Origin of the sequence: Bradyrhizobium sp. KB893862 SZCCT0404 (assembly GCF_018130885.1) — a bacterium.
Classification (GTDB): domain Bacteria; phylum Pseudomonadota; class Alphaproteobacteria; order Rhizobiales; family Xanthobacteraceae; genus Bradyrhizobium; species Bradyrhizobium stylosanthis.
In genome coordinates, this window is sequence record NZ_JAFCLT010000002.1 from 115,260 (window position 1) to 132,578 (window position 17,319).

Annotated in this window: 14 protein-coding genes; 6 read left to right on the forward strand and 8 right to left on the reverse strand. The window is 63.9% G+C overall.

Annotated features, from left to right (window positions below):
• The first annotated feature begins 12 nt into the window (after nucleotides 1–12).
• Together JQ617_RS09385 and JQ617_RS09390 are read left to right on the forward strand one after the other, a co-directional pair.
• A complete protein-coding gene (locus tag JQ617_RS09385; RefSeq protein WP_212026079.1) occupies nucleotides 13–249 on the forward strand; it encodes a tautomerase family protein in 237 nt (78 codons plus the stop codon).
• A gap of 32 nt (nucleotides 250–281) precedes the next feature.
• Nucleotides 282–1,523, forward strand: coding sequence for an MFS transporter (locus JQ617_RS09390; protein ID WP_212026080.1), 1,242 nt, complete (start codon nucleotides 282–284; stop codon nucleotides 1,521–1,523).
• Nucleotides 1,524–1,541: 18 nt separating this feature from the next.
• On the opposite strand, the gene JQ617_RS09395 is transcribed toward JQ617_RS09390, so the two are convergent.
• The 7 genes from JQ617_RS09395 to JQ617_RS09425 form a co-directional block, all read right to left on the reverse strand.
• Nucleotides 1,542–3,011, reverse strand: a complete 1,470-nt coding sequence (locus JQ617_RS09395) for a flavin-containing monooxygenase (protein WP_212026081.1) — start codon at nucleotides 3,009–3,011, stop codon at nucleotides 1,542–1,544.
• A gap of 80 nt (nucleotides 3,012–3,091) precedes the next feature.
• A complete protein-coding gene (locus tag JQ617_RS09400) occupies nucleotides 3,092–5,293 on the reverse strand; it encodes a hypothetical protein (protein ID WP_212026082.1) in 2,202 nt (733 codons plus the stop codon).
• Between the two features lie 28 nt (nucleotides 5,294–5,321).
• Nucleotides 5,322–6,476, reverse strand: a complete 1,155-nt coding sequence (grrM, locus tag JQ617_RS09405) for a cyclophane-forming radical SAM/SPASM peptide maturase GrrM/OscB (RefSeq protein ID WP_212026083.1) — start codon at nucleotides 6,474–6,476, stop codon at nucleotides 5,322–5,324.
• A gap of 3 nt (nucleotides 6,477–6,479) precedes the next feature.
• Complete coding sequence (locus tag JQ617_RS09410; protein ID WP_212026084.1) at nucleotides 6,480–6,737, reverse strand: hypothetical protein; 258 nt, start codon at nucleotides 6,735–6,737, stop codon at nucleotides 6,480–6,482.
• A gap of 167 nt (nucleotides 6,738–6,904) precedes the next feature.
• Nucleotides 6,905–8,326 carry an adenosylhomocysteinase gene (gene ahcY / locus JQ617_RS09415; RefSeq protein WP_212026085.1) on the reverse strand — a complete coding sequence of 474 codons (1,422 nt, stop codon included), beginning with the start codon at nucleotides 8,324–8,326 and terminating at the stop codon, nucleotides 6,905–6,907.
• Nucleotides 8,327–8,449: 123 nt separating this feature from the next.
• Nucleotides 8,450–9,646, reverse strand: coding sequence for a methionine adenosyltransferase (gene metK / locus JQ617_RS09420; protein ID WP_212026086.1), 1,197 nt, complete (start codon nucleotides 9,644–9,646; stop codon nucleotides 8,450–8,452).
• 63 nt (nucleotides 9,647–9,709) lie between these two features.
• Nucleotides 9,710–11,065 carry a hypothetical protein gene (locus JQ617_RS09425; protein ID WP_063688040.1) on the reverse strand — a complete coding sequence of 452 codons (1,356 nt, stop codon included), beginning with the start codon at nucleotides 11,063–11,065 and terminating at the stop codon, nucleotides 9,710–9,712.
• A gap of 140 nt (nucleotides 11,066–11,205) precedes the next feature.
• Between JQ617_RS09425 and JQ617_RS09430 the strand changes: the two genes are divergently transcribed.
• The 4 genes from JQ617_RS09430 (at nucleotide 11,206) to JQ617_RS09445 (ending at nucleotide 16,026) form a co-directional block, all read left to right on the forward strand.
• Nucleotides 11,206–12,297: a retropepsin-like aspartic protease gene (locus JQ617_RS09430; RefSeq protein ID WP_212026087.1), complete on the forward strand. Its 1,092-nt coding sequence runs from the start codon at nucleotides 11,206–11,208 to the stop codon at nucleotides 12,295–12,297.
• Nucleotides 12,298–12,390: 93 nt separating this feature from the next.
• Nucleotides 12,391–14,112: a caspase family protein gene (locus tag JQ617_RS09435; protein WP_212026088.1), complete on the forward strand. Its 1,722-nt coding sequence runs from the start codon at nucleotides 12,391–12,393 to the stop codon at nucleotides 14,110–14,112.
• Between the two features lie 259 nt (nucleotides 14,113–14,371).
• Nucleotides 14,372–15,301, forward strand: a complete 930-nt coding sequence (locus tag JQ617_RS09440) for a DUF2167 domain-containing protein (RefSeq protein ID WP_212026089.1) — start codon at nucleotides 14,372–14,374, stop codon at nucleotides 15,299–15,301.
• Complete coding sequence (locus tag JQ617_RS09445; RefSeq protein WP_212026090.1) at nucleotides 15,298–16,026, forward strand: site-2 protease family protein; 729 nt, start codon at nucleotides 15,298–15,300, stop codon at nucleotides 16,024–16,026. Before JQ617_RS09440 ends, JQ617_RS09445 begins: the two co-directional genes overlap by 4 nt.
• A gap of 171 nt (nucleotides 16,027–16,197) precedes the next feature.
• On the opposite strand, the gene JQ617_RS09450 is transcribed toward JQ617_RS09445, so the two are convergent.
• Complete coding sequence (locus JQ617_RS09450; RefSeq protein ID WP_212026091.1) at nucleotides 16,198–17,316, reverse strand: cobalamin-independent methionine synthase II family protein; 1,119 nt, start codon at nucleotides 17,314–17,316, stop codon at nucleotides 16,198–16,200.
• Between the last annotated feature and the right edge of the window lie 3 nt (nucleotides 17,317–17,319).

Here is a 17,319-nt window from a genome sequence, read left to right on the forward strand (position 1 = left end):
AGGAGATCCACGATGCCCATCGTCACCATTCAAGTGACCCGCGAAGGAACGACGCCGGGAACGGCGTCGCTCACGGCGGATGAGAAGGCCGCACTGATCAAGGGCTCGAGCGAGCTGCTGCGCGACGTGCTCGGCAAGCCGCTCGATTCGACGTTCGTCGTGATCGAGGAAGTCGACACCGACAATTGGGGCTGGGGCGGCCTGCCCGTTCAGGAATTCCGGCGCCGCCACGTCGCCCGGACAGGATGACCCGCGCGCCAGAGTGCGCGCCGGAGGATGACATGACCAACGCAGAAACGAAGCAACATATCGAGACCCGGGCGCATCAGCGGCCGGGCTCGAACGCGCAATCAACTTCGCAACAAACCTGGCGATACGCGGTGGCCGGCTTGTCTGCATCGCTGGTCGGGCTCGGTCTCGCCCGCTTTTCCTACACGCCGCTGATCCCGGCCCTGATCGCGGCAAAGTGGTTCAGCCCGTCCGACGTCGTCTATCTCGGCGCGGCAAACCTTGCCGGCTATCTCGCCGGCGCACTCGCGGCACGCGCCCTGGCAAGCCGCATCGGCGCAGTCCGCGCGCTGCGGGCGATGATGCTGCTCGCCACACTCTCCTTCTTCGCCAGCGCGACGCCGGTGTCGTTCACCTGGTTCTTCGCCTGGCGGTTTCTCTCCGGCCTCACCGGCGGCATCATCATGGTGCTGGCGGCTTCCGTCATTCTGCCGCACACCTCTGCGGCTAGGCGGGGCATCGTCGGCGGCGTGATCTTTGCCGGCGTCGGGCTCGGCGTCGCCGCATCGGGCACGCTGGTGCCGCTGCTGCTGCAGCAAGGTTTGCAGCAGAGCTGGCATGGCCTCGGCGTACTCTCCGCCTTGCTAACGCTCGCGAGCTGGTGGAACTGGCCTGCGGAAGCCAAGAATGATGCTGCACATTCGCACCAAGCCAAGCCGCACCGCGCCTCGCCCGCGGCCCGTGCCCTGCTGGTCCAGTACGGGCTCAACGCCGTGGGGCTGGTGCCCCACATGGTCTTCATCGTCGATTTCGTGGCACGTGGCCTCGGCCAGGGCATTGCGGCGGGCTCGCGTTACTGGGTTCTGTATGGCCTCGGCGCCATCGTCGGCCCGCTCGTCACCGGCCATCTCGGAGACCGTTCAGGTTTCGGCCCCGCCTTGCGCGCGGCGTTCCTGATCGAGGCGGCGGCCGTGCTGCTCCCGACCGTCAGCACTGCACCGCTCTCGCTGATCGTGTCGAGCGTCGTGGTCGGCGGCTTCACGCCCGGCATCGTGCCGCTGGTGCTCGGACGCATCCACGAGCTCGTGCCTCATTCGACCGAACGGCAGCGCGCGACCTGGAGCCACGCCACCACCAGCTTTGCACTGTTTCAGGCGGCGGCCGCTTACGGCTTCTCATGGATCTACGCGCAGACCGGCGGCGACTATCTGGTCCTGTTCGGTCTTGGCGGCGCCGCCGTGGTGCTGGCCCTGGCGATCGATCTGGCGCTCGCGCTCACCACGCGCGAGGCATAGGGGCAGGCGACGGCGCGATCAGGAATATCGCATCACGCCGTCGTCGATCCGGCCGAAGCGCAGGGAGACGATGTCGAACGCATAGTTCTGGTACAGCCGCCACGGCCGCTTCGAACCCTGCTTCGGCATCTTGGCGATCGAGCGCTGCACATAGCCCGAAGTGAAGTCGAGTGAGGGCTGCGCAGTGATTTCAGGATCGTCATTGTGCGGCATGCATTGCCGGAAATTGTGCCGGTCCATGTAGTTGATGAGACGGCAGACATATTCGCAGGTGAGATCGCATTTGAGCGTCCAGGACGCATTGGTGTAGCCGAAGGCCGAGGCCATGTTCGGCACGTCCGCATACATCATGCCCTTGTAGGTCAGCGTGCTCGCGAAATCGACGGCGCGGCCGTCGACGCTGACCTCGAGGCCGCCGACGACCTGCAGCACTAGCCCCGTCGCCGTCACGACGATGTCGGCGGCAAGCTCGCGTCCGTCCTTGAGGCGGATGCCGTCGCGGGTGAACGTGTCGATCTCATTGGTGACGACGGAGGCGCGCTGCTCGCGGATCGCCTGGAAGAGGTCGCCATCGGGCACGAGGCACAGCCGCTGGTCCCAGGGATTGTAGCGCGGCGTGAAATGGGTCGCGATGTCGTAGTCGGGCCCGAGCGCCATGCGGACGCCACCGAGGATCAGGTTCTTCACCTTGTCCGGCCGGCGCCGGCTGAGCTGGAAGAAGAACATCCCCCACATCACGTTGCGCCAGCGGATCAGATGATAGGCAAGCTGCGCCGGGAGATTGCGGCGCAATTTGTTGGCGAGCGGATCCTGCGCCGGGCGCGACACCACGTAGGTCGGCGAGCGCTGCAGCATGGTGACCTCAGCGGCCTTCTTGGCGAGCTCCGGCACCAGCGTCACGGCGGTTGCGCCCGAGCCGATCACGACGACGCGTTTGCCCGCGTAGTCGATATCCTCGGTCCATTTCTGCGGATGCACGATACGGCCTGCGAAGTCCGCAACGCCCTTGAATTCGGGCGTGTAGCCGGCCTCGTATTTGTAGTAGCCCGAGCACATGAAGAGGAAGTTGCAGGTGAAGCGCACGATCTCGGTCGCGCCCTCTCCTGTCGTGCGCTCGGCCTCGACGGTCCAGCGCGCCTCCGGCGTCGACCATTCCGCACGCTTGACGCGGTGGTGGAAGCGGATGTGCTTGTCGATGCCGTTCTCGGCCGCCGTGTCGCGCACATAGTCGAGAATCTGCGGCCCGTCGGCGATCGCCTTCGGATCGGTCCACGGCTTGAAGGAATAGCCGAGCGTGAACATGTCGCTGTCGGAGCGGATGCCGGGATAGCGAAACAGGTCCCAGGTGCCGCCGATGCAGTCGCGCCCCTCGAGAATGACGTAGCTCTTGCCCGGGCACTTGGTCTGCAGATGATAGCCCGCGCCGATGCCTGATAGCCCGGCACCGACGATGAGGACGTCGAAATGGTCGTTGTCACGCGCTCCCATAGGTTGATTAGCGCGCGATTGCCGAAAAAATCAACCACCAAACGATGCGCGAGACCCGCAACACACGTGTCGGACCGCCCTCAGGCCACGGTTCGCAGGTGCGGCACGCTCGGCTGGATGCTCGGCTGCGTGCTCATATTGTCCGCCAGACGGGCACGGAACGTCGGGTAGCGCAACGCCTCGAGCGGCGAGAGCTTCGCCAGGTCGTAAAGCGGGGTACGCAGCCAGGTCTCCCTTTCCTGCCGATCCTCCGGCACAAAGTCCGGCAGCTTCCTGGGGGACAACCCATCCCACAGCTCCCGCCGCCGATACAGCAGTGCAGAGACGGCAAAGACGCCGGCCATCACGGCCCACATCAGGCTTGCCAGCAACGCGTTCGGCCATTGCAGATCAACGGCATTCGAAAGCTTTCGGTAGTTCTGCAGAGCCGCGAATGCGGGCTTCATGCTCGCTATCTGCATTTGCAGGACATACAGATTCGACATGACCTCGCCCTTCGATAAGGTCGACAAGAATCCGCCAAGCTCGCAACCAGGCTTGAAGAGCTGCCGCCCACCCCCCAGGTCGCCCATGGTATCGCATTCCGTCACGATCGCAGACAGGGCTTCGGGCTCATAAACACTCTTGTCGCCCTTGAGGATATTCCCTCTCACATTCTGCAGCGCGGTTTCCAGGTTTCGCACGGATGCCTGCGATACGGAGGTGCGGAACCAGCTGTCTTCGTCCCTCTTGTCCTGATTGACCTTGTCGATGTTGCCGAGGGTGATGAGCGCAGATTCCACGTATTGCAGCGGCGTGCTGCTGACGATGGTATAATCCGACGGCCAGTACAGCACGAATGCGAATACGAAGGCGATGATCGAATAGCTGCCGCCTGCATAGAATGTCATCTTGAGCAGCTCGACGCGATTTGTGCGATAGCCCACGGTCGCCGCGACCGCCTCCTCTGTCGGTGGCGAACTCGCAGCCCAGCGCATCAACATCTGAAAAAGCAGGGTGGACGGAAGTGCTATCCCGAACGCCATCAGGAGCATCGCATAGAACCGCCCGCTTCCGCCCTGGTGAACGGCAAATGTCACCAACGCCGAGATGATCGTGATGGCGAACGTGTTGAGGATCGCGCAGCGAATGATGACATCCGAGCTGTACTTCCAGTCGCCGCTCGCCAGCCGTTTCTCGCGCCAGCGCGTGACGAAGAATGCGGTGAGCAGAAACACGAGAAAGGCCAGCGTGAGGTGCCACTTCTGCTGGACCGATTCATCCTGGAATTGCATCGCCCTGACTTTCATCAGGATCAGGAACACAGACGCCACGCCACCGAGATAGAACGCCAGGTGAAAAATGAACGTCGCGGGCGAACGTGGCGCGGGCGTGCTGACGTTGAGCCTGATCGACCTCAGCTTGGCGTTGACGGCAGTCTCGTTCTCGCAGGCGCGCCACAGGATCGACGCCAGGAACACCGCGAGCGCATTCTTGAATGCGTCGATCTTCCGCGAAACATCTTCGCCGAGGTCACCGCGATCGAGCTCCTTGGTCAGGGCCTCACGCTGCTCGCGAACGAACCCGAACGCACGCTCGTTCTCCGGCTGCCGCATCACCGGCTTGAACTGATCGTCCCGGTCCCGCAACAGCTCGAGCCGCGAATAGAGAAACTTGGCCCGAATCCAGTTTTGCCGGGAGCCCTCCTGACTTTCCTCGATCAGGGCCTGCGTCGCCGGGGAGAGCTCTCCTGCGGCGCGCAGCTCTTCGTCTGTCAGCGGAAAGCTGCCGTCGAGCGCGACCGCAAGGTTGGTCACTGCGTAGGGGATGTAGGCCGCTTCATGGGCGATGGATCGGAGCCACCCCTCCATTCGGCCGAGATATTTGTCGTCGTCGCGGCTTCCGATCAATGTGATGATCGATGTCGCCGCGAGCGGCCACACCGAATTGTCGATCTTGCCGTCCGAACCGCCGGGAATGTAGGACAGGACGGGCGCAATCGCGGTCGGGCCGATCGCCAGCAGGATGAGATAGAAGCCCAACATCAAGCCGACGTAGATCGCGAGACCCTTCATGTATCGCGAATGCGACGTGAGCGATTCCGGAGCCAGCTCGATGAATTCGCCGACCGTCGTCTTGGCGTAGGTGGGAACCTTGTAGTGATCGGTCGCAAAGACAACGACCACAAGGACGCCGAACAGGAATGAGGCAATCTGCGAACCCGTAATCTGCTGAATGACAGGAGGAAGATACTGCGTCCATGCGCAGAAGGTGGAGAAAACGGAATATGGGCACTCCATCATCGTGGCCTCCTACCGAAATAACTTCCGATTAAATCCGCGGCTCTGCAAAATGTCTTGGACTGGAAATGAAACGATCCCGGGGTGTTTGCCGCGCCCAATGGATCATCTTACGAAAAGCCTCTGCAGCGGGCTGCACGGAGAATCTGCAGAATTGCGTCTCGGCAGACTCCAGCGACCCGTTTTCCTGCATCTTGTTGGACGGCGCGCCGCCGCCGCACACCGCGAAGTATCGGCACCGCGCGCGGCACAGGTCCACGCCCCGCCGGATCTCCGCCTCGGTCCGGGCGACGAGCGCACTGCTGAAGATCCGGTCGAAATCGTCGGTCAGGATGTTGCCGAAATTGAAATTGCGGTGCGCCTGCGAGCGCACCTCCATGAACTCCGGCGAGAACGTCGTCACGTCGCCGTTCGCAGCGACCACGAGGACATCCCAGGCGCCGATCTGCTCGTTGTGCAATTCCCCGCCGGCCAGGATCGAGGCGATCCGCTCGACTTCCTTGATGTGCAGCGGGAAGCCCTCGCGATAGGCGCGCTTCATCAGGCCGAACAGGAATCCGGTGATGGCCTCGGTGTAGTCCCCGGCACCGAACGAGCTCGCCGCGTGGCGTCCCTCGGACTCGTCGATCGAAAACGAGACGTGGGAGATGTCGTTGTCGCGGTAGAACTCGAAATATTCGTCAACCGCCCCAAGCGAGCGCGGATGCAGGACCGTGACGACGTTGGGATGGATCCGCGCCTGCTGCAGCTCGTGCAGCGTTTGCATGGCGAGAGACCAGGTCCCTTTCCCGTTCCGCGTCTTCCTGCGCGCGTCGTGAAACTCGCGCGGACCGTCGATCGAAAGGCCGATCTGCGTACCGGTCTGCCGGGCAAACTGGATCCAGTCTTGCCCGAGCCCGATCCCGTTCGATTGCAGCGAGAAATTCGTCGCCTCCGGCGCCGTCTTCCGCAGCTCGGCGTAGGCGTTTCGATACCAGGAAATGGGCACCGTCGTCGGCTCGCCGGCATGCCAAATGACCGTCGGCGTGGCGTCGCGGGCGATCCTGGGGAAAATCCTGTCGCGGATCGCAGAGACGACCTCCTCACCCATCACGGTGCGGTCGTCGCGGTGGCGCAGATAGCAATAGTCGCAGGCGATGTTACAGAACGGCGTAGGCTGAAGGACTATGAGAGCCGGGCGCCACATCGTTCAACACCTTCGCCAGACCCCGCTGAAACAATTGGCGAAATTGAACCACTGCGACAACCGGATCCGCCGTGGTCCTGAGGCCGCTCCCGCCCCGCTCTCGTCCTGCTTGACGTCGGCAGACGCTGTTTCAAGCGCATTCGCAAGGCTGCCGGATTGGAAGAACGCCGCAGGATCGGTGTCGATCGGAGTTGCAGCATTGGTGGGATTGGCCGCCGCCAGCACAAAAGCCAAAGGCCATGCGTCCTTGAAATACGCCACAGCACCCTCCAGCAATAAATTAAATCGCAATTGCCAGTATTCACTCCCAGAGGTTGCAGTAACACCCACCTGTCGACCAGCATGTGAGCCAGTTCACTAGTCGCAAAAAAAGCCGCGCCGGACAGATCGTCCGGCGCGGCCAAACCAGGACAAACGTCCTGACGCAATCAGTAGCGGTAGTGATCCGACTTGTACGGTCCTTCCTGCTTCACGCCGATATAGTCGGCCTGGTCCTTGCGCAGCTCGGTGAGCTTGACGCCGATCTTGGCGAGGTGCAGGCGCGCGACCTTCTCGTCGAGCGACTTCGGCAGCACGTAGACTTCCTTCTTGTACTTGCCGTCCTTGTTGTTGGCGAACAGCTCGATCTGCGCCAGCGTCTGGTTGGTGAAGGACGCCGACATCACGAAGGACGGATGGCCCATCGCGTTGCCGAGGTTCACGAGGCGACCTTCCGACAGCATGATGATGCGGTGCTTGTCGGGGAACTCGATCTCGTCGACCTGCGGCTTGATGTTGGTCCACTTCAGATTGCGCAAGCTGGCGATCTGGATCTCGTTGTCGAAGTGACCGATGTTGCAGACGATGGCGCGATCCTTCATCGCGCGCATGTGCTCGATGGTGATGATGTCCTTGTTGCCGGTGGCGGTGACGAAGATGTCGGCGCGGGGCGCGGCGTCTTCCATGGTCACGACCTCGTAGCCTTCCATCGCGGCCTGCAGCGCGCAGATCGGATCGACTTCCGACACCATGACGCGGCAGCCGGCCTGGCGCAGCGAAGCGGCCGAGCCCTTGCCGACGTCGCCGAAGCCGGCGACCATCGCGACCTTGCCCGACAGCATGACGTCGGTGCCGCGGCGGATGCCGTCGACCAGCGATTCACGGCAGCCATAGAGGTTGTCGAACTTCGACTTGGTGACGCTGTCGTTGACGTTGATCGCGGGCCACAGCAGCGTGCCGGCCTTCTGCATGTCGTACAGACGATGCACGCCCGTGGTGGTCTCCTCGGAAACGCCCTTGATACTCTCGGCGATCGCGGCGAAGTAGCCCTTCGGCTTTTCCTTGAGCTGCTTCTTCAGGAGCGCGAAGAAGATTTCCTCTTCCTCGGAGCCGGGCTTGTCGAGGAAGGCGGTGTCGCCCATCTCGGCGCGCAGGCCGAGATGGACGTACATGGTGGCGTCGCCGCCGTCGTCCAGGATCATGTTCGGATGACCGCCGCCGTGCCAGTCGAACAGCTTGGCGGTGTAGTCCCAATATTCAGTGAGGCTCTCGCCCTTGACCGCGAACACCGGAATGCCGGCGGCTGCGATCGCGGCGGCCGCGTGGTCCTGGGTCGAGTAGATGTTGCACGAGACCCAGCGAATGTCGGCGCCGAGGGCGGCCAGCGTCTCGATCAGCACGCCGGTCTGGATCGTCATGTGCAGGGAGCCTGCGATGCGCGCGCCCTTCAGCGGCTGCTTCGGGCCGTACTCCTCGCGGGTGGCCATCAGGCCGGGCATCTCGGTTTCGGCCAGCGAGAGTTCCTTGCGGCCGAAATCGGCGAGCGAGATGTCCTTGACGATGTAATCGGTGAAGCCGGGCTTCGCGTTCATAGGGGGTTCCTGTTTGTTTGGCTCGTCATTCCGGGGCGCTCGCGAGGCGAGCAAACCCGGAATTCGAAAGGTTCGAGATTCCGGGGAGCCGCTGTCGCGGCGCCCCGAAATGACGCAAGAGAATCAGAGCGCGCGCTTGAGCTGCTCGACGAGATCGGTCTTCTCCCAGGAGAAGCCGCCCTCGTTGTCGGGCGTGCGGCCGAAATGGCCGTAGGCCGAGGTGCGCGCGTAGATCGGGCGGTTGAGGTCGAGATGGGTGCGGATGCCGCGCGGGGTCAGGTCCATCGCCTTGGCGGCGGCCTTCTCCAGCTGGTCTTCCGACACCTTACCGGTGCCATGGGTGTCGATGTAGATCGACAGCGGACGTGCCACGCCGATGGCGTAGGCGAGCTGCAAGGTGCAGCGATCGGCAAGACCGGCCGCGACGATGTTCTTGGCGACATAGCGCGCCGCGTAAGCCGCCGAACGGTCGACCTTGGTCGGATCCTTGCCGGAGAACGCGCCGCCGCCGTGCGGGGCCGCGCCGCCGTAGGTGTCGACGATGATCTTGCGGCCGGTCAGGCCGGAATCGCCGTCGGGACCGCCGATGTAGAACTTGCCGGTCGGGTTGATGTGCCAGATGGTCTTCGGGGTGATCCAGTCCTTCGGCAGCGCCTCGCGCACATAGGGCTCGACGATGTCGCGGATCTGCTTGGACGAGATGTCCTCGACCAGATGCTGGTGCGACACCACGATCTCGCGCACGCCGACCGGCTTGCCGTTCTCGTACTGCACGGTGACCTGGCTCTTGGAGTCCGGTCCGAGCACCTTCTCCTTGCCGGAGTGGCGGGCTTCGGAGATCAGGCGCAGGATCTTGTGGGCGTAGAAGATCGGGGCCGGCATCAGATCCGGCGTCTCGTTGGTGGCGTAACCGAACATGATGCCCTGGTCGCCGGCGCCCTCTTCCTTGACTTCGCCCGGCTGCAGCGCATCGACGCCCTGGGCGATGTCGGCCGACTGCGGATGCAGCAGGATCTCGATGTCGGCGGTCTTCCAGTGGAAGCCTTCCTGCTCGTAGCCGATGTCCTTGATGGCGCCGCGCACGACGGCCTCGATCTGCTCGTTGGTCACCGACTTCGGACCACGGGTCTCGCCCGCGATCACGACCTTGTTGGTGGTCGCGAGCGTCTCGCAGGCGGCGCGGATCTGCCACGGGTCGATGCCGGCTTTCGGCCCCTCGCGGTAGAACAGGTCGACGATTTCATCGGAGATCCGGTCGCAGACCTTGTCGGGATGGCCCTCGGACACGGACTCGCTGGTGAAGAGATAGGACGCGCGCATCAAGTAACCCCTTGTTCCGCCACTCGATGGCGGTTCGTTTGCGATATTTACCGTTGGATGATGTCAATCACGCCGGCGCGAGATGACGTAGGATTCGTCGAGAAACCAGAGGCCGTTGTACTTTCTCAGCACGTCCCTGGCGGCATCCAGAGTGCGGCCGTTTTGAGTCATTTCTGTCAACCGGTCGTCCTCAATCTGAGCGACATACACCGCCGCATTCCAAGCTGCAAAGGCCGTCGAGGTGCCGATGGAGCCCGTTACCTCGTTGGGCAGCGCTTCCATATCATACCTGAAGATCGAGCGGTTATCAGCATATGCATTAAAATTTAAGTCGCGGCCCAACGACCCGAGCTCGTACTTCACGGCGCGCAATAGCTCATGACGGCTCACCGAGAAAGGATTTTCTCCGGGCCAGATCGCCTGGATCATTTCCATGCCCGGATCCTGGCCGTGGGAGTGGATTCCGATCAGCCTCCCCCCAGGCCGTAGGGCCCGCGCCAGGGGCGCAATGATCCGTTTTGCCCGGAAATTGACCGAGGACAGCGCGCGGTAGGGCTGGGAGGCAATGACGAGGTCGAAATTGGCCTCGGTCTGGCCCGGCCGCGGAATGGTCGAATCGAGCAGGAACCTGTGGTCCTCGCGATAGAGCACGAGGACGACGGGCCGCTCGTAGAGCGGCATGGCCGTGCGGGGGCTGATCGCCGCGCGCCAGTTCTGCTCCAGGAATGGCCGGAGCTCCGCGATCTGCGCCTCGAACTCGCCCGATGACGCCCCACGCAGCGGCACCTCGTGCCAGACCGTAGCGGCTGCGGCCGCGGGCGAGGCCGGCGTCAGCCAGGGCGCCTCCGAATAAAACATGTTGGTGAAGACGAACACCGATGCCGGATGCTCGAAAATGCGGTCCGGCACCTTTTCCAGCGTCAGGCGCAGATCCTCGAGGCTGAGCTCCTTGCCGGCGACATAGAACGGCATGTGCGGATAGCGCTGATGCGTGGCGCGCAGCACCCGCGCCAGCACCGTGCCGTCGCCGACGCCCGCGTCGAAAATGCGCAGCGCCGGCGGGCGGGGGTGGATGGCGGCGAGCTCCAGCGCGACCCTGTCCGCGACCACCCGCTTCTCGCTGCAGGTGTGGACGAACAGCAGGTATTTCTGCCGGTTCTCGAAGAATCGGAAATTGCCGCGGGGATCGCGCTTCTCGGGCGGCACCTGGAGCCCGCGCGGCGGCGGCAGGCCGCCCGTCGTCGATGCCGCGATATAGGCCTGGATCCGCTCCAGCGTATCGATGGTGATGCGTTTGCCCTCGCGCAGGCGGTGCACGAGCTTCCCATCGTTCACCGAGCGGCGACCGAAGGTCGATTCCGCCATGCCCGCCGTACGGCAGAACTCGGTGATCTCTCTCAGGATTTCGTCGTTTTTCATAAGTGGGAAGGCGGTGGGCAGAGGAGTGGGATAGAGGACTTCTAACATCATCTGCCCACCGAGGAAAGATTGGCACCCCAATTTGCACAGATCACACTTCCCGATATAGAGAGCGCCGATTGCGATACTCTGGGGTGTATATGTTCCGGCGAAAATGCCTGACGGTCCTTTTGCTCGTTGCGTTCTCGAGTTTCGCCCGCGCCGGCGACCCCGCCACCGACAATCCCGACCAGGTCTTTGAATCCGTCTACGCCCGCATCGGGGCGCTGCCGGCCGCGGTGGCGCGCGAGCGTCTGGTCTGGCTGAAGCTGGAAGAGCTCAAGCGCGAACCGTGCGACCAGCAGAGCATCGACGATCTGGCAGGAATGCTCGACAGGCGAGGCTACCGGCGGCAAGCCGCCGACGGGCTCTACAAGTTCGTCCTGACCTGCGGGGCCCCGCTGACGGCGCTGAACAAGGCCGCCGTCATCTATATGAGCATCACCGACCATCAGAAGGCCGTCGAAGTCTCCGAGGAGTATGTCAAACGCGCGCCGTCCGACCAGAGCGCACGCTATGTCCGTGCCATGGCCCTCGAGGGCGCCGGCGACTACCGCCGCGCACTCGCCGACTACTCCGACACGATCGAGCTGTTCAGCGGCGACAAGAAGATGATCTCGGGCGGGATCTTCGTCCGCATGGCGAACGCATACGCGGCCCTGAAGCAGTTCTGCGAGGCAACAGTGCCGATCAACCGCTGGGTCGCATTCGATCCGGCGACACGCGACACCAGCCGGACCCAGAAGATGATTGCCGACTACGAGCGGCAGGGCAATTGCGTCTCGTCAACCGAGGCGCGCAAAGAAAGCTTCCCGCTGCACGGGCCGAAGGGCATCGTCACCGTGAAAGCCGAGGTCAACGGCGTACGCGGATTGTTCATCCTCGATACCGGTGCGAGCTATGTGTCGGTGAAATCCGCCTTTGCGAGCAAGGCCAAGATACCGGACGACGGTGCCAGCGACATCACGCTGATCACCGCCAATGGCGAGGCAAAGGCGAAACTCTCCAAGGCCGACAAGGTCGCGCTCGGCAAGCTCGAGGCGGTCAACGTGCCGGTGGCGGTGCAGAGCGGTGACGGCAAGGGTTTTGGTGCCGGCGTCGACGGCCTGCTCGGCATGAGCTTCCTGTCCCGGTTCGAGATCCAGATAGCGGGCGGGTCGATCGAGGTCCGCACCCGCCAGCCCAGGAAGTAGCACCGCCTCACGATCGCAGGGTGAACCCGAAAAGCGGCGCGCGCGACCAAGAGCAGACAATCCCATCGCAAAACGCCTGCAGCCGAGGTCTCCTTGCGCCGCCTGCTCCTGGTCCCCGCTTTTCTCGCTGCCCTCTCCTGGTGCGCGGCGGCTTACGCGCAGACGCGCAACCAGCTCGGGCCGCTCTGCACGACCGAGACCACGCCGGCGGACAAGATGGTCGATGCGTGCAGCAAGATCATCGCGCTGAAGGTGTTCAAGGGCGAGCAGCTCGCGACCGTCTATTTCTGGCGCGCCGTGGGCTGGAACAAGAAGGGCGACTACGCCAAGGTCATCGCGGACGCCACGGAAGCGATCCGGCTGCAGCCGAGCCAGGCCGTCTACAATCTCAGGGGATCGGCCTATTACGACAAGGGCGACTACGACATCGCGATCGCCGATTTCGACGATGCGCTGAAGCTCGGCCCGCCCGGCGGCACCATCTTCCACAATCGCGGTAACGCCTGGCGCGGCAAGCGCGACTACGCCAAGGCGATCACCGACTACGACATGGCGATCAAGTCGGATCCGAGATCGGCGTTCTCGTTCCAGAACCGCGGCATCTCAAAGGAAGCGCTCGGCGATCTCGACGGCGCGCTCGCCGACATCAACCAGGCGATCCGGCTCGACCCGACGCTGCCGCAGCCGCTGATCAACCGCACCGCGATCTGGCGCGCCAGGGGCGATTTCGACCGCGCCATCGCCGACGGCAGCGAGGCGATCCGGCTCGCCAAGGAGAAGCCGCCGGTCAACATCATGACGCCGCCGAACAGCGTGCTGATCGCGGGCTACACTCATCGCGCGCTGGCCTATGAGGCCAGGGGCGACTATGCCCACGCGCGCGAGGACTACCAGGCGACGCTGGCGATCGTGGCCTCGGACGCCGGCAGCAAGGCCAACCAGGCTACCGCAAAGGTGCGGCTGTCGCTGGTGACCGACGCCGCCGCGCCAATCCCGCGCGATGCGCCTTCCCCCGCGGCGCAAGCAGCGGCATCCCCTGCCCCACAGCAGACCGGCACGGCACCTTCTTCCTCCTCGCCCGCCCCCGCCGTTCGCGGCACGCGCATGGCGCTGATCATCGGCAACGGCGCCTATGCGCATGTGAAGGCGCTGCCCAACCCGGCCAACGATGCGCGCGCGGTCGCGAAAAGCCTGCGCGACATCGGCTTCACCGTGTCGGAGGGCATCGACCTCGATCGCGCCGCGATGCAGAAGATGACGCGGGACTTCCTGCGTGCGGCGGCACGGGCGCAGGTCGCGATGGTGTATTACGCCGGGCACGGCGTGCAGGTGGACGGGCGCAACTATCTCATTCCCGTCGACGTCGAGCTCAAGCCGGGGACCGGCATGACGGAGGCGATGATCGACATGGACACCATCATGGCCGGTCTCGACGACCAGGTCCGCACCAACATCCTGATCTTCGATGCCTGCCGCAACAATCCAATGGCGCAGCAGGTGGCGAGCACCGGCACCAACCGCGCCATCGAGGGTGCCTCGGGCCTTGCAGCGCCAACCAGCCTCGGCGCCGGCGCGACGCTCGGCGCCGGCACGCTGATCGCTTTCGCAACCGCGCCCGGTCAGGTCGCGCTGGACGGCGAAGGCGCCAACTCGCCCTTCTCGGCCGCGCTGTCCCGCCATATCGGCACGCCGGGCCTGGAAGTGCAGCAGATGCTCACGCGCGTCCGGGCCGAGGTGGTCTCCTCCACGAAGAACAAGCAGGTACCGTGGTCGAATTCGTCGCTGCTGGGCGAGGTCTATCTGGCGGAGAAGTGACGGCGGGCTTGCGCGAATGCCGTAGCCCGGATGAGCGAAGCGATATCCGGGTCCAAGCAGCCCCGCATGTCGCTTCGCTGATCCGGGTTACGAACGACCTCCACCTGCCCTGGGCCCGGCGGCCCGTCAAAAGAGCCAAAATTGCAACAGCCCGAGAGATAGTCGGCTACAACCTGTGGCTGCTCTATTTTGTCGCACATCGTTATCCTACAGTGCGGTCAACGCCGATCATCGGTGGACCGATTGCTGGGGAAATCTGGTGCGAAAATTCATTGCCGCTGCCGGCATCATTCTGTCCGTCATATTCGGGGCACAGCCCACTTTTGCCCAGGCCACTCCGCCGAGCGAAGCCGCACGCAAGGCGGAGCTTGCCGCCGCCTGGCAGGCGGCCGGCAATGCCGGGACCGCAGGCCCTGCAGACGTTCCGCTGATCGATCAGGCGACGCTGAAAATTCCGGCCGGCGACTTCTTCGTACCCAAGGCCGAGGGAGCGCGAGTGATGCGCGCGCTTGGCAACACGATTCACGATGCGAGCTTCGTCGGCCTCGTGCTCGGCACACGGCAGAACGACCGGTGGCTGGTCGTGATTAACTACATCAAGGAAGGCTATATCAAGGATGACGCCGCCAAGGACTGGAACGCCGACGACCTGCTGAAGAACCTCAAGGAGGGCGTCGACGAGTCCAACAAGGATCGCGCCGCCCGCGGATTTCCCGAGATGGAGGTGATCGGCTGGATCGAGCCGCCGACCTATGATGCAACGGCGCATCGCCTGGTGTGGTCGGTGCTGGGCAAGGACAAGGGCGCACCGAACGACGCCCGCAAGGACGTCAATTACAACACCTATGCCTTGGGCCGCGAAGGCTATTTCAGCCTGAACCTGCTGTCGGACTCGGCCATGATCGCGACCGACAAGTCCGCCGCGCACGAATTGCTCGCCAACCTCTCCTATCAATCCGGCAAGCGCTACGAGGATTTCAGTGCCTCGACCGACCGGATCGCCGAATACGGATTGCTCGCGCTGGTCGGCGGCGTCGCCGCCAAGAAGCTCGGCCTGTTTGCCCTGGTGCTCGCCTTCGTGCTCAAATTCGCCAAGGCCATCTTCATCGGCGCGGCCGTGTTCGGCACCGCCGTCGTGAAATTCTTCCGCCGCAAGCCACGGGACGATTCGGCCGGCGGCGCGGCATGAAGACACTCTTCCTGCTGCCGTTCTCCGGCCTGAAATGGGGAAAGCTCGCGGCCAGCGGCGGCAGCATGCTGCTGTCGCTCGCGGTCTATGCGACGATATGGGGCTGGCGCTATGCGGCCGGCTTCATCGCACTGCTGTTCGCGCATGAAATGGGCCACTACGTCGCGGCGCGCCAGCGCGGCCTCGATGTCGGCGCGCCGGCCTTCATCCCGTTTGTCGGCGCGTGGATCGCGCTCAAGGACCAGCCGGTCGACGTCGAGACCGAGGCCTATGTCGCGCTCGCAGGTCCTGTCGTCGGCACCGGTGCCGCGCTCGCGGTGTATCTCTGGGCCAGATCAGAGAACAGCGCCCTGCTGCTTGCGATCTCCTATGCGGGCCTGTTCCTCAATCTGTTCAACCTGCTGCCGATCTCGCCGCTCGATGGCGGCCGGGTGACCGCCGTCCTCAGCCCGCGGATCTGGCTCCTTGGCGCGCCGATGCTGGTCGCACTCATGATCTACCGGCCGAGCCCGATGCTGCTCATCGTGGCGATCCTCGCCGTTCCGCAACTCATCAGCGCGTGGCGCTACGATCCGCACGCGCCGGAAAACGTCGCCTATTACGGCGTCCCGCTCCAGACCAAGCTCGAATATGGCGGCGCCTATCTCGCACTCGCCGCGCTGCTCGCGGTCATGACCTACGATGTCCACGAGATGCTCGGGCCGATGATGCGGACGGCGCCATAGTCAAGCTCGCCGCTGACGGCGCTGCATGCGCAGCTGTCGTCGCCCGGCTTGACCGGGCGATGCAGTATTCCGAGGGGTTAGCGATTCACCGGGAAGCTGCGGCGTATTAGATGCCCCGCCCCCGTGCGCAATTGCGCACCAGGCGGGGCATGACAGCAGCCACGTGGCAACTTAGTTGCCCCACGTTTCCTTGGCGATCTCCACCGCGAGGCCGAGCTTGTTCCACTGCTCGTCCTCGGAAAGGATGTTGCCTTCCTCGGTCGAAGCGAAGCCGCATTGCGGGGACAGCGCGAGCTGCTCCAGCGGCGCGAACTTGGCGGCTTCTTCCAGGCGGCGCTTGATGTCTTCCTTCTTCTCGAGCTCGCCGAACTTCGAGGTGATGACGCCGACCACGACGACCTTGTTGCCCTTAGGCAGGAAACGCAGCGGCTCGAAGCCGCCGGCGCGGTCGCTGTCGTATTCAAGGAAATAGCCGTCGTAATTGGTGCCGGCGAGCAGGGTCTCGGCCACCGGCTCGTAGCCGCCGGAGGAGATCCAGGTCGAGCGGAAATTGCCGCGGCAGACATGCGTCGTCACCACCATGTCGGCGGGCTTCTCGGCCAGCGCGTAGTTGATGATGCGGGCATAGATCTGCTGCAGGCCATCCGGATTGTCGCCGCGCTCGCGCGCCTTCTGCAATTCGTCCGGCGAGCAGAGATAGGCCCAGACGGTGTCGTCGAATTGGAGATAGCGGCAGCCGGCGTCGTAGAACGCCTTCACCGCCTTGCGATAGGTCTTGCCGAGGTCCTCGTAGAAGGGCTCGAGATCGGGATAGACATCCTTGGAGATCGCCTTGCGGCCGCCGCGGAAGTGCAGCACCGCCGGCGACGGGATCGTCATCTTGGCGGTGACGTGGGCCTGGTCGGCGACCTTCTTCAGGAAGCGGAAGTGGTCCAGCATCGGATGGTCATCGGGGAAGTCGAGCTTGCCGATCACACGCACAGCGTCGTGACGGGTCTGCACGCCCGTGAACTGGATGCCGGTGTCGGGGTGGAAGAGCTCGCAGCCGGTCAGCTTGGCCAGGAAGTCGAAATGCCACCAGGAGCGGCGGAATTCGCCGTCGGTGGCGAGCTTGAGCCCGATCGCGGCCTGCTTGTGCACGACCTTCTCGATCTCCATGTCCTCGATCTTGCGCAGATCGTCGGCCGAGATCTCGCCCTTCTCCAGCTTTGCGCGGGCTTCCTTGATCTTGGCGGGGCGCAGGAGGCTGCCGACCTCGTCTGCGCGGAAGGGGGCTTTGGTTCGCTGCATTCT